The following is a 13868-nucleotide window of genomic DNA, read 5'->3' as shown; positions in this document are numbered from 1 at the left end:
TCATATTACGCCGATTGATGCTGGCTTCAAACTCAGGCCATTTTGCTGAAAAATGACCCATTAACGAATTTGGGAATAGCCAGCAAAAATGGTATAGTGCGCGCCATATCACATTATTCTTAGCGCGAGTATTTCCACATGAGTTTTAAGGATTTACGCAGTTTCATCGATCACCTCGAGCGTAACGGTGAACTTAAACGTATTAGCTATGCTGTCGATCCACACCTAGAGATGACAGAAATTGCCGACCGCGTCTTACGCGCTAAAGGCCCGGCACTCCTGTTTGAAAATCCTGTGGGTAAAACCATGCCGGTACTCGCCAACTTATTTGGCACACCTAAACGGGTGGCCATGGCGCTAGGTAAAGAAGACCCATTGGCTCTGCGTGATGTGGGTGAATTGCTCGCCTTTTTAAAAGAGCCTGAACCGCCGCGCGGCTTTAAAGATGCGATAGCCAAAATCCCTATGTTTAAGCAGGCACTCAACATGCCGCCTAAAACCGTACGCAACCCACCCTGCCAAGAGGTGGTGCTAACTGGCGATGATGTCGATTTAACTCAACTGCCCATCCAGCACTGCTGGCCTGGCGATGTTGCGCCACTGGTCACTTGGGGCCTCACCATCACCAAAGGGCCGCGCCAAAAACGGCAAAATTTGGGGATCTATCGCCAACAGTTACTGGGTAAAAATAAGCTTATCATGCGCTGGCTTGACCATCGCGGCGGCGCTCTCGACTTTAAAGATTTTAAGCAGCAGCACCCGGGCGAACGCTACCCTGTGGTGGTGGCGCTGGGCAGCGATCCGGTCACTATTTTAGGGGCGGTAACCCCCGTGCCGGACTCCATGAGCGAATATGCCTTTGCCGGGTTATTACGGGGTGAGCGCACCGAAGTCTGTAAAGCCATTAGTTGCGATCTTGAAGTGCCGGCGACCAGCGAAATTATCTTAGAGGGGTACATAGACCCAGACGAGATGGCCGAAGAAGGTCCTTATGGCGATCACACCGGCTATTACAACGAAACCGATGAGTTTCCAGTGTTTACCGTCACCCATATCAGCCACAGAAAAGACGCCATCTACCATAGCACCTATACCGGCAGGCCGCCCGATGAGCCCGCCATGCTTGGGGTTGCACTGAATGAAGTCTTTGTGCCTATTTTGCGTAAACAATACCCTGAGATCACCGACTTTTACTTGCCACCTGAAGGATGCTCTTATCGCATGGCGGTGATCTCCATCCGTAAGCAATATCCAGGGCATGCTAAACGGGTGATGATGGGCGCTTGGTCTTTCTTGCGTCAGTTTATGTATACCAAATTTATTGTGGTGGTCGACGATGATGTCAATTGTCGCGATTGGAACGATGTCATATGGGCCATTACCACCCGTATGGATCCTAAACGCGACACTGTGATGATAGATAACACCCCTATCGATTATCTCGACTTTGCCTCTCCGGTGGCAGGCCTAGGCTCGAAAATGGGCATGGATGCAACCAACAAGTGGCCGGGCGAAACCGATCGTGAATGGGGCACCCCCATTGTCATGGATGAAGCGGTCAAACAGAAAGTCGATAAGATTTGGGACGAATTGGGCATCGATGATGCGCCAACCCTATAATTGAGCTGCGACAGCGGCCTAGCCTAGGCCGCCTTACAGTGCACAACATTAACTGAAAACTCTAACCCATTGCATAGTTAACTTGGATAGCGACTATTCGAAGGAGATAGAAACCTCCAGAGAGAGGTCTAGAAGGAAACAAAATGAACACCATTCGCTGTAAAGTAGAAAACGTCACCGCCTTTAATGATGCCGTCTATCAGGTCACCTTGACCCCTGAAACTGAATTTGACTTTAATGCTGGCCAATACCTTTGTGTCGTCATGGGTGAGCAAGACAAACGCCCCTTCTCGATAGCATCGGCCCCTGGTGCAAAACATATCGAGCTGCACATTGGCGCCGCCGTCAGCGAAAGCTACCCGATGCAAGTGGTCGAAAAACTACAACACAGCGAATACATCGATATCGAAGCTCCCGGTGGCAACGCTCACCTGCGTAGCGATAGCGCTCGTCCACGCCTACTGATCGCCGGTGGCACTGGTTTTTCGTACATTAAGAGCATTGTCGAGCAGCAGATTGCCTTGGGGCAAACGGTTGAAACCATGCTCTATTGGGGCTGCCGCGATCAAGACGCCATGTACTTTGAAACCATCGCGCGGCAGTGGCATCAGGCTCACCCTTGGTTGCATTTTGTGCCCGTAGTCGAGCAAGCACCGGCAAACTGGCAGGGGAAGCAAGCCAACTTGCTAGAACAGATCAAACAAGATTTTATCAGCCTAAGCGGCTACGACATCTACATTGCAGGACGATTTGATATGGTAGGTGCGGCGCGCGAAGTGTTCCGTGACATAGGTGTCGAAGAAGAGCACCTTTACGGCGATGCGTTCGCTTTTATTAAGTGATTAACACGACCAATATAATGGCTTATTGATAGCGTAAAAAGGGCGTTATCTGCGGAAAGTGTTGGAGTAACATCCACTGCCACAGATAGCGCCCTTTTTGTAGCTTAGTTATTCGCAGCCTTACTGCCACGCTTCACCCACTACAGCGAGACTTTCTCATATTTGGTCCAGGTGACTAAGTTGCCTAATAGCGGCACCACCCACACGGCTGAACCTTGATCATTATAGATACGATAATAAAACAGCTCTTCGTCACGAATATTGTGCTTGCGGATCTCACGGTAAAAATGCATCGCAGATGAGCTTACCACCTCAGGTTTAATCAAATCTTTTTGCAGCACCTTCACATGAAACACATCTACCTCGAGCTCGCCAATGTGCTGGCGATACTGCTCAAACACGCCGCGCACTTGATACTTAATCGGGGTGGTTAAACAATCTTGATCGGTAATGCAGGCGCTGGAGTAAAATTTTCCACTCAGCGGCTGATCATACACCATGGAGATACTCATATCCGCGCGCACTAATAACTCATTAGCCACCGGAAAATAGATATCACCGTGATAATGATGCTCCACCAACTCATCGCCATCTGAGTCGCCCGAAGGGATTAAGATGCGATTGTAGCGGATACGATTCTCCATCATTTCGCTGAGCTCATTAAACTTAACCATATTGAGGCCGGCGGGCACTTGCCCTGTGGCGGTTAAGTTGATCAGATGGTCGCCCATGCAATGGCCCTGCTCATCGGGAGGGCAAATCGCTAAGGAATAATGATTACCGTCGGTAAGGGCGAATCCCTTAAAATCTTGCATAGCGTCGATATGATTGGTCTCAGGCGCGATATGTTTTTGCCACATCGACGGATGCAGTTGAGTTTCGCCATGGGGATAAATCAGGGTTAATGGGCTGGTTTTACCGCCAAGGTTAATATCGAGGGTTTTGTCGGCGCGCCAATGGCCAGCCTGCTTGACCACTTGATGGTAGTCGCTGTTGTACCAAAAGGCCGCGACTAAGGCTAGCAGCACTACAATGCCACCAATTTTGACCATTAGGGAAACATCAATCAGCGCATGCTTAATCGATTCGGCATCGTTGACCGCCAACATGGTAACGTGGGATTTAGCCGATACATGCAGCTGATAGCCACGTCTGGCCACGGTTTTTAATTGAATTTCTGGATAGGGTTCGAGCTTCTTACGCAACGTGCTGACGCATTGTGTCAATGAGGTTGCGGCAACCACACGGTCTGGCCAACCCACCTGCAGCAGCAGATCCTTATCGCATATCGCATCAGGGACCGACAGCAAATGGGCCAAAATCGCCGACTCGGAAAACGTCAGATGGATCGTGGCCGCCGTTGCACGGTCATATAATTGTTGCGCTTCACCATCGAACTCCAGATATGGAGTAATTTTCACCACCTAGCACCTCTATCATTCCAAATAGCAAAATTAGGAATATCTTATTATTATCATTAAAAATTTTAGTAAAAGCCCGACTGGTTTACTGTGATAAATTACTCATTTTTTTTAACATTAAGTGCGATATGTACCGATAATGTGAAATAAATGCGATTCACGTCTAAAGCCGCCATCATCAAGGCTTAATGCTGCGAGAGTGTGATGGCTTTAAAATCGAATATCAAGCCTTTCGGCTGACAAACTAAATGGCCTTACGCTCAAAGGTGCGCAGGGTCAGCCAAGCTAACAACCCCGTCCACAACAACATCAGTCCATATAACCACAACTCGCCCCCCTGAAATTGACTCAATAAAGGTAAGCTGCCCATAGGTGCATGGGTGGCAAGCTGATTGATAGCCCGGTAGATATCGGTCGGATTTAATGCCATTAACAGTTGCACTAGCCATTGTACTCTTGGCCCTAAATCGGCCACCAGCAACGCCAATAACAGTAAATCATAAATTAACACTAAAGCGAACCACAACGATAATAGTATGCCGACCGCTTTGGCCTTTTCTGTGGCCCGCAGACTGACCACATAGCTTAGCAAAATAAATATCAGGGCTAATAAACTGCTGCTGGCAATAAACTGGCCAAACACCCACAAGGTTTGCAGCCATTGATAATCTTGCCCAAAACAGCACAAAATGATCGCGCTCATGGTAAAACTGCTCACGATGGCGGCCAACATAATACCGCTATGGGCCAGTAATTTACCTAAGAAAATATCCATTTTAGTCAGTGGATAGCTGAGCAGTAACAGCATGGTTCCCGACTCATCTTCACCAACAAATGCATCGTAGCAAAGTAAGATGGCCGCCAAAGGGATAATAGCCACCGCTATGGTGGATAAGCTGGCGATAACACTCACCAGCGATGGGAACGCTAAGGTGCCAGACACTGCGCTACCAGCAAATGTAACACTGAAGGACAGCAGAAAAAACAAGCCAAAAATTACCGCCACCCAACGATTACGCAAGCTGTCTTTAAACTCTTTTGCAGCGATGATCATCATAGGCTGGCGCCAGATCGCCCCACCGATTATCGACATCATTTATACTCCCATTGGTTGCAATACGGGCTCGACAACGAAACCTAAACCTTGCTCTGAGCAGTGCTGCATCTGCGCCATGTTGTGATGATAAATCTCGGCCAGCCCAGGCAAATGTAAGGTGAAATCAAAACGCTGGCATTTAGTGGTTAAGTACTTAACTAGCGCGGGATGCTCAGACTGGGCGCAGCGCAGCGCACCTTGGCGATAAAACGGCTGTAAATAGGGGTGCGCCGCCAGCAGCGACGCTACCCCGTCGAGTTCAATTTTAACCAGCAACGGACTCGCCTTTGCCAGCTCGGCAAACGTGCCATACGCCAAGCATTGACCGCGACCTAACATCATCGCCACATCCAGCTGCGACTCCACTAAATTAAGCTCATGGGTACAGATGATCACCGCGCAACCTTGGCGCTTTAATTGGGCCACTTTTTGGTAGAGAAAACTCGATGCTTGCGGATCTAAGCCCACCGTCGGCTCATCGAGTAGTAATAACTGTGGTGAAGCCAAAATCGCTTGCGCAAAGCCCAGCCGCTGCTTCATCCCCTTAGAGTAACCCTTAACCAATTTATGCTGGGCATAACCTAGGCCGAACTCCTCAATTAACTGCGCGACCCGCTGATGACTCTCCCCTTTGAGAGCGGCAAAATAACGTAAAATTTCCAACCCGGTTAACTTGTCATAAAAATTTATATTTTCTGGCAAATACCCCACGTTGCTAGGTTTATGCCCTGGCATTAACCTCTGCCCCAACACTTCGACCCGGCCAGTATCTGGGGGCAACAGGCCTAATATCACCTTGATTAAGGTCGACTTACCCGCACCGTTATGGCCCAGTAGCGCCATTGTCATCCCACTGGGCAAGCTAAGATTAATCTGATTAAGGGCGCGTAGTTCGGCAAACTGATGCCCAACGCCTTCAAGTTGTACTGCTAAGTTATTGACACTCATAATGAGCCCCTCGTGTGCGTCGCCGCGCTATTTTCCATCAAAGGGTAACGGTCGATAACACCACTGGCGTCGACCGCCTGTATTTGGTTATCGAGCCACTTAAGCAGTGTGACTATAGGACTGGCCATTAAAAAACTCGCCTCGGGATAGAGCCAAAACAATCGATCGAGACGATCGTTTGGCAGATACATACTGTCGCCCACGCCATCCCCATTGAGATCCCAGCCACGATAGTCACTCCAATAATTGCCCCGCTGTTGCTCGCTCCACTCGACGCTCTGCTCCCCTACGTAACGCACCTGAGTGCTGTTATCGATAAAGCGATTGAGGGACACTTGATTACTCTCACCGCCCAGCGCCATGGCAATGCCGACATCATTATTGGCTATATGATTATCCTTAATGTGGTTATCGCGGGCACCATAGATAAAAATGCCCTTACCTTCGGAAAACAGATCGCCTTTAACTGCATCAGGCGCGCTGATATAGGCCATTCTATTAGCCTCAACCAAGGCGCCATTGGTCATATTAAGCAATACGCCAAACTCTTTGGCATGGGTGACTTGATTATGGGCAAGGTGAATATCGGTGGAGTTCATCAACGCATAGCCGCCATCGACGCGGCTGGCCTGGTTGTCCATGGCGCGGTCTTGCTGGGTATACATGTAATGAATGCCATATTGCATGTCACTCATCTGATTGCCATACACTTGGCTGTCCTTACCCGACTCTAAATAGATACCATCTCTGACTTGCTGGATCTGATTGTCGCTGATCAAAGCGCTATCCACTCGCTGCAGATGGACGCCATCACCGCGATCTAACTTAAAGGTGTAGCTGTCACCGGTGATGCGATTGCCGCAAATGGTCAACTGCTGCAGCCGCTGGGCATAAATACCAAAGCCTTGGCCATGCAATTGATTATTCAGCAGCTGAACATCATCGCAGCCAGCATGCAGTAAAATGGCGGCATCTTTTTGGTACAGGTCACCGCCCCACTGACGAATGGTAAGGCCATTAATAGTCACATTAGCGGCGTTAATCGTCAGCGCCGATCCTTGCTGCTGCGCCTCGATAATCGCACCGGGTGATCCTTTGAGATACAGGCTTTTATCGATAACAAATTGCCCCGAATAGATGCCAGGTTGCAACACAATATGGCTACCCGCTGCTGCCTGTGCTAACTGCTGCGTCAGTTCAGCACCATCACTGACCTCGATAGTCGCCCCATTCGGCGCCGTATCTTGCTGCTTAACCGCTGCCGTGCACCTTGTGTTAGCGACATCTATCTCACTGGCGCTAAGCGCCATGCTGCTTAGGCTCAACACTAAGCCCATGCTCATTAAAGGCATCAATAGCGTCACAGTGCACCACTGCCGGGCTCTCATCGCTGCAGGCTCAACTTATTCTGCCGTTAACAAGGGCAAGGTGATCTGCTCATAACTGAATATCGCGCCGCCATATTTACGGGCAAATTCTTCGGCAGCCGCTTGGGTTGAAAAAGGCGCCACGGCGCTGCCCATGACCGCTTTACGACTGGTGCCATAGACATACCACGCCTGAGTCGCGTCAATAAAGGCGCTGTCGTCTGGATGGTCCCAATCGGTTACCGCCATATCATGAACATATGCTTGACTAATTTTGCGCTGATTTTCCGGCTGCAGGGCAAACATAAACATGTCCCGCGTTGAACAGAAACTCGGGTTAATCTCGCCGCCGCTGAGCAGCAACTCTCCCTTAGGGCCGGGGTATTTCTTAATCATCATGCCACACATATGGCAGCGTTCATGCTCACCGATGGCCTTGGCGTGCTCATGACCGGCATTAGCAGGTGCGGTGTCGCAGCCGAAGGTCAACAACGACAGTAATATCACTAACAATGAGGTTCTGATGGCCATATCGACTCCTTAATGGCGATGCCAGAGTGACGATTCAATGCCTCACCTCGCGGCCGCGAGATGAGGCTTGAACGAACAGTTAAATTGCGAAGTTTTGCCCCGCATACAGAATAAACATACGCAAGCACATCATGCCGCTCACCGCGCATAAACCCGAGAGGTAAAATGCCTGTGATGAATGGCTAAATTGCTTACCAGTGGCGAAGTTAAGCAGCAGCGGACCACCGAAGCCCACGCCGACAACACCTAACCAGAAGACCACCGCCCACGTGCCCGATTGAAAGGCTTCAAACGCACTCTGTGCGCCAGCGTTGCCTGTCATCAACGACATAATGATCATGAACAGGAACAGCGCCTCAGCAAACATAATCGGCCACTCTGCACCGTGCAAAATCTGCATATCTTGGCTGTGTCTATCTTCCTTAAATAGGCTCACGGCCAACATCTTAGCCGCCGCCGCACCGGCCGATAATCCCGATGCCACAAACAGCGCCGGTAATACCGAAGTATTAATGATCGGAAAGCGGATCAACGCCGAGATCAAAAAGCCAGTGTAAGCACATACCGCCAATGCCAGCACCAATACCAATGCCTCACAAGGACGGCGCCAGGCGCGTAACTTGTCGATAATGGGTAACAGTGGACGTAGCAATGGGATCTGCTTAATCTCTTCTTCCAAGGCAAACAGGGCGATCACAGCCACCAGCGGAATATAAGCTGTCAGCGCAATCACCCCGACCGACATCACCGAGTTAAGGTTGTAGTAAACCAATATGCGCCAGAAAAACAGCGGATTAGTTAAGTCCAGTACCAGACACAGCATCCCCAAGGCGATAGTAACAAACGACACCAGCGCCGAGGCCTTCAAGAAAGGGGTATTGATGGTTTGTTGTTTATAAAACCGAATAAACAAGGCTACCGCTAACGCCCCACCCGAAATACCTGCAAAAAACAGGTATACGGCAATGGGCCATGGCCAGGCGACGCCTTCAGACAGCCCGATGGTAAATTCAAGTGTTCCGTCCATAGCTATACTCCCAATTTCACTACAGGTATGTATCGTAAACTGGGTTCAGTACCGAAATGCGACTTGATACGAACAGAGTCTTTTACCGCCAATAACCGACTCACATAAGAGTTAGGGTCATTGATATCGCCAAAGATCAATGCGTCGTATCGACACTGTTGCACACAAGCTGGTAACTCGCCCTTCGCCAATTTGCTGTTTAAACAAAAATCACAGTTGTCGGCGACATCTGTGGCCTCATTGATGTAACGCGCATTGTAAGGACACGCCGCAATACAGTATTTACAGCCCGCACACTTACTGGCATCCATAGTGACGATGCCCGTGGCAGGATCGCGATGCGCAGCGCCCGTAGGACACACCGAAACACAAGGCGCGTTTTGGCATTGCTGGCACGACACACGTACATATTTACGTTCACAACCACAGTCGGTCTTACCGCAATGAGGACATTTTTGCCCCTCAACGTGGCCTGACTGCTGCTCTAGCAGTAAACGAGATTGCCCCTCGGGCAAGTTATTGGCCGTATTACAGGCCACTTTACAATCGCCACAACCCACACATTTATTTTGATCGAACACCATCACGTAATGCGGTTTGTTGCTATTGGCGTTTTCCTCTTTGACAGATGAACACCCTAAGGGCCCCAGTATCAAAGAGCTGGCTCCCAAGCATTTAAGGAACCTCCGTCTCTCTATATTTTCACTCACAGCATCCTCCATCGGTCGGCATTGATGCCCACCTGTTTTAACCTGATTTTTAGGTGACTCTTTTACTCAGATGCAGTCACGATACGGTTAGCTATTTTCTGCTCAGCTTTCAAAATCGCATTGTTAATTGATGCTCGGTTAATACTTGGGTTGTCGCTATTCAATAACTGTTGCCAATAGACGATCGCTTGCTGAAAGTCCCTATTCAAGTAAGCGTGAGTCGCCATTAGTAGCAGAGATTGAACTTCATTCGGATCGAGTGCTAGGGCTTGAGAGATGGCATCGGCCACCTCTTCGCTCATGTCTCGACCATCACGGTAATAGAGCGCATTGGCTTTCATGCCGAGCACTTCAGCGTCTGTCTCTATTGCCAGTAATTTGTCCAGTGTGACGACCGACTCACGGTATAACCCGCCCTCTGTATAGGCGTAGGCTAAGTTGAGTAAAGCAATTTTATTGCTTGGTTTTTCACTGGCGGCTTGGGCATTTTTATTAATATCGGCGGCAATAAGGTAGTCGATGTTTTCATCGATAAAGCCCTTATCCCACTCATTAAAACGACCAAGTTGACTGTAAATTAATAGGGGAACCAGCAGCAGGGTAGCCGTCATAGCACTGGGAATTTTCCAGCCATCCCGTGTCAAGGTGGCAGACTTGAGGTCTCTAGTGTCAACGTTTTTTATGGCTCGGAGATGAAGTATCCATAAAGGAGCGATGAAACTCATTAACGTAACCACTATGGCAATAACCAGACTATTCATAACCATCCCTACTGCTGGTGAGTAAACTTAGTGACCAGAGCCCATCATGCTACCCATGCCCATACCGCTTAGCCCCATGCCTTTGGCGTTTTCACCGGGCTCTTCGACTTTGACCAGCTCCACATCAAATATCAGGGTTGAGCTAGGCGGAATAATGCCCACCACCTCTTTGCCATAAGCAAGATCCGATGGAATGGTCAAACGAAAAGTGGAGCCTTCAGGCATGAGAGCGATGCCCTCTTTCCAGCCATCGATAACCGACATTAAGGCAAAACGATTGGGTTCATTGCGATCATAAGAGCTATCAAAAACGGTGCCGTCGACCAGTTGCCCTTTGTAATGCACGGTAACCACATCGGACTCTAGCGGTTTACGCCCAGTGCCTAAGGTGATGACTTCATATTGCAGGCCCGAGTCGGTCACCGTAACACCTGGGTTGGTTTTATTGGTGGCAAGATACGCGCTGCCGGCAGCGATATTTTTAATCGACAGATCTTCGATACGCTGGTCTCGAATAGTGTTGAGCAGCTCGGCTCGCGTATTTAAATGGGTCAAGATCTCCTCGTCCGACATCTTGCCCTCGCCCTTAAGCGCATCAATCATCCCTTGGATGACAGTGTCGATATGGATCTCGGCGCCGAGCTCAGTCTGATTGTAAATTTTGCCGGAAATATAATGGCCAACCGACGCCCCCATAGCATAAGAGGCATCATTCACTTCTTGGCTCACTTCACTGGCCGAGGCCATCAACGAGAAACCGCAAAGTAGGGATAAAGTGGTCATCGATAAAGACTTCTTGGTGATCGTTTTCATATTGATTCTCTCTAAACGTTATTGCTCGAATGAATGTCAAATGGATAAAAATCTTATTGTTATGGTTTTTCAGTGGCTCGACCCGATAGGCGCCAGCCATAGATGCCATCGTGCATCTGCCTCACTTGGGTGTACCCTAGCTTCATCACTTCTCGCGCCGCGATCTCGCTGGCATTACAGAGACGATTGGCACAGTAAAACACCATGACGGCATCTTTCTCTTTAGGCAGTAACGCCTTCCAGTTGTCGACGTTGAAGTACACTGCCCCAGGAATAAACCCTTCAGCCCAAAGCTCTAAGGTATTTACATCAAAGAAATACACTCCCCCTTGCTTGAGTAAGCTCTCGGCTTCCAGCAGGCTGATGGTGTTGAGCTTGATCTCATGGTAGGTCGCAGGCGCCATCTCCCCGCCCCCTCCGGCATAACAAGGGGCGATACCGCTTGCTATCATGGCCGCGAAGATCATTCCAACGCATTGTTTCATATGCTTGCTCCTATTGACCCAGGCACAAAGGGTTATCAGTCCCCCATGCCTAGGTCCGTTAGCAATCCCTTTTAGTGAGCTTTAGCCGAATAGCCGCTGCCGTCTAAAATGTTTTGCGCTTGTGTTACATAGGTCAGTGCTGCATCGAGACGTTTTTGGCTATAACGGAAGCCATGCACACCCCAAGAGCCATCTTTCTTAATCAGATCAACTGCCTCTTGTGCTTTCTCTGCGAGCATAAGCACTTGAGTCTTGTCTTCAGTTGATAGCTTAGTGACTTCGAGTAACTGGTCGATGCGAACCAAAGCTTGTTCGACTTGGGTGAACACCTCTTTGATTGGCTTCTGCCACTTCATCACTTCACCGTAGATCTCCATCTGATCTTCATAATGCAGACCAGTTTCTAGCTCTGACTGGAACTGACTATGACAACCTTTGTTTTCAACCACGTCGTGGTCGGAAATTGAGGTGCGAGCACAGGTCCACATTAAGTCAAGGTATGAACGACCCTCTTCATTTTTCGCCACTGTCCAACCTTTCGCCCCTTCAGGACCTGCAACACGCGACTGGCCTTCTGGTGGGTTAAGAGTTTTACGCGTTGGGTTGACGTCAATTTTCCACATGTGTGACTTACGCACGGCGTCGAAACCGGCTTGGTCTGGGAATTGAATCGCTTTGAAGTTTTCACAACTGCCCATGTTAGGCATGTGACAGCTTTGACACGTTTGTTCGCTATGGGTATCGGTATTGCTAGCGATTAGGGTTTGCGCTTCATGGCAATCCTTACAATCTGTTTTCAGCTTAGGCTTAGTGATATCCGACTTCCAATCACCATCGGTGACTTCGTGTGGATCATGACAAGTAGTACAGCGCATGCCTTTTTCATAGTGAGCTGAGTTGTACATTTGCGACCCTTCGGTACCACATGAAGGACAAAGTGACTTCATTTTCACGCCAAAGGCATACTCACGCTTCTCTTGAGCTTGCGGTGTATCGGCCAAGGTCTCGTCATATTGGAAACGCTGATGACAGCGCTCACAGTTTGACTCCATACCACCGGTACCACCATCTAAGTGACCGCCTGCGCCATGACACTCTTCACACGCGATACCGCGGCTAATCGTGTGCTCTTGCAGTTTCTTCGGATCGCCCAAGGCATCAAAGAACTCTTGCTTGCTTTGGAAGTCGAACTTGAAGGTGTGGCACACTTCACAGTATGAACTCGCTGGTTGGAACAATAACTCTTTACGGTACTTAGCGCCGTAAGAGCTCATGCCCCACTGATGCGAACCACTGGCACCGAACTCTTCCATTGTGGTGGGGAATTCAGGGATAACAGCATTGATTTTTTGAGCCATTTCTGGGGTGAGCCATTCCGCCCAACCACGAGAGAACTGGTTACCACCGGCAATCATCTTACCGGTACCATCTTTAAGTAAACCGCCTTCGATATGATAAGTACCGCGGACTAGCCAAGAGTCGATAAAGCCATATTTGGTGCGGGGCGTACCCACTGTGGCATAAATCGCATCAGGGGTAATACCATCTGGCAAGATGGAGGTATCCTTAGTCTGATACATGGTTTGTTCGATGTCGTTACCCACTTCTGGGTGCTCACCAGGGAAACGAATTGTTTTAGCATGACGAGAACGCTGCCACTTTTCATATTGGGTTGCATGACATTCGGCACATTTTTCGGGGCCACAAAGTTATTAGGATAGTCAAGAATCGATTTAGCCCCTAAGCGGTACTGCACCGCACGCGGCGTACCGACTCTGGCGCTATATTTAGGGCTGTGACCTGTATCTAAATATTCTTCACCACGGTCACTAATGTGATATTCGCCGACTAAATTACCGGCTTCATGGTATTTAAACATGGGGTGGTTCTCAAATAAGAAGTCAAATAGCTCTGCTTCTTGAACCACGTAATCTTGCAGTGTTTTCACACCATTCTTTTGTTCTGTACCTTGATAGTTAGCAATCGCATTTTGCGCGGTTTTGCCCATTTCTGGTACGCTGTTATATTTACCACCAGCAGCGTTAACATTAGCAATGGCACCGAAACAAAATAGCACGCTTAAGGCTACCTTGTGTTTCCATCGTCTCATCATTCACTCCTAAATTTTATTTTATTTTGTATTGCTATAACCAACATTTAATTGCTCATCCATTACACAACCATCTGTTGGATTTAATAAAAACAACCGTTAACCGAACGACTTATACAACTGAGCAAGTTCAGTAT

Annotated in this window: 12 protein-coding genes and 1 pseudogene; 2 read left to right on the top strand and 11 right to left on the bottom strand. The window is 48.9% G+C overall.

Features of this window, described 5'->3' with window-relative positions; all coding sequences use genetic code 11:
• Nucleotides 1-138: 138 nt before the first annotated feature.
• Together ubiD and fre are read left to right on the top strand one after the other, a co-directional pair.
• Nucleotides 139-1620 carry a 4-hydroxy-3-polyprenylbenzoate decarboxylase gene (ubiD, locus tag AC5YBZ_RS01780; protein ID WP_494520245.1) on the top strand — a complete coding sequence of 494 codons (1482 nt, stop codon included), beginning with the start codon at nt 139-141 and terminating at the stop codon, nt 1618-1620.
• A gap of 143 nt (nt 1621-1763) precedes the next feature.
• Nucleotides 1764-2462, top strand: coding sequence for an NAD(P)H-flavin reductase (gene fre / locus AC5YBZ_RS01775; protein ID WP_494520246.1), 699 nt, complete (start codon nt 1764-1766; stop codon nt 2460-2462).
• Nucleotides 2463-2602: 140 nt separating this feature from the next.
• Here the strand turns inward: fre and AC5YBZ_RS01770 are convergent, their stop codons facing one another.
• From AC5YBZ_RS01770 to AC5YBZ_RS01720, 11 genes and pseudogenes are all read right to left on the bottom strand, one after another.
• Nucleotides 2603-3886 (bottom strand): winged helix-turn-helix domain-containing protein, encoded by a 1284-nt coding sequence (locus AC5YBZ_RS01770; RefSeq protein WP_494543348.1) that lies wholly within the window; start codon nt 3884-3886, stop codon nt 2603-2605.
• A gap of 241 nt (nt 3887-4127) precedes the next feature.
• Nucleotides 4128-4979: an ABC transporter permease gene (locus AC5YBZ_RS01765; protein WP_494543347.1), complete on the bottom strand. Its 852-nt coding sequence runs from the start codon at nt 4977-4979 to the stop codon at nt 4128-4130.
• Entirely contained in the window at nt 4980-5927 is a 948-nt protein-coding gene (locus AC5YBZ_RS01760) for an ABC transporter ATP-binding protein (RefSeq protein WP_494543346.1), read from the bottom strand.
• Entirely contained in the window at nt 5924-7270 is a 1347-nt protein-coding gene (gene nosD / locus AC5YBZ_RS01755; protein ID WP_494543345.1) for a nitrous oxide reductase family maturation protein NosD, read from the bottom strand. Before nosD ends, AC5YBZ_RS01760 begins: the two co-directional genes overlap by 4 nt.
• 60 nt (nt 7271-7330) lie before the next feature.
• The gene (locus AC5YBZ_RS01750) at nt 7331-7825 is read right to left on the bottom strand and encodes a nitrous oxide reductase accessory protein NosL (protein ID WP_494520250.1); all 495 of its coding nucleotides are present in this window, start codon (nt 7823-7825) and stop codon (nt 7331-7333) included.
• Nucleotides 7826-7904: 79 nt separating this feature from the next.
• Entirely contained in the window at nt 7905-8852 is a 948-nt protein-coding gene (nrfD, locus tag AC5YBZ_RS01745) for an NrfD/PsrC family molybdoenzyme membrane anchor subunit (protein ID WP_475515634.1), read from the bottom strand.
• A gap of 2 nt (nt 8853-8854) precedes the next feature.
• Nucleotides 8855-9562 carry a 4Fe-4S dicluster domain-containing protein gene (locus AC5YBZ_RS01740; protein WP_494520251.1) on the bottom strand — a complete coding sequence of 236 codons (708 nt, stop codon included), beginning with the start codon at nt 9560-9562 and terminating at the stop codon, nt 8855-8857.
• Between the two features lie 62 nt (nt 9563-9624).
• On the bottom strand, nt 9625-10323 hold the full coding sequence (locus AC5YBZ_RS01735; RefSeq protein ID WP_494543344.1) for a tetratricopeptide repeat protein: 699 nt from the start codon (nt 10321-10323) through the stop codon (nt 9625-9627).
• Nucleotides 10324-10350: 27 nt separating this feature from the next.
• A complete protein-coding gene (locus AC5YBZ_RS01730) occupies nt 10351-11136 on the bottom strand; it encodes an FKBP-type peptidyl-prolyl cis-trans isomerase (RefSeq protein ID WP_494543343.1) in 786 nt (261 codons plus the stop codon).
• Between the two features lie 59 nt (nt 11137-11195).
• The gene (locus AC5YBZ_RS01725) at nt 11196-11621 is read right to left on the bottom strand and encodes a rhodanese-like domain-containing protein (RefSeq protein WP_494543342.1); all 426 of its coding nucleotides are present in this window, start codon (nt 11619-11621) and stop codon (nt 11196-11198) included.
• A 71-nt stretch (nt 11622-11692) separates the two neighbouring features.
• Nucleotides 11693-13731: pseudogene (locus AC5YBZ_RS01720) on the bottom strand (multiheme c-type cytochrome).
• Between the last annotated feature and the right edge of the window lie 137 nt (nt 13732-13868).

The organism is Shewanella sp. 553, from assembly GCF_059338375.1.
This window is presented reverse-complemented; position numbering and strand designations above follow the sequence as displayed.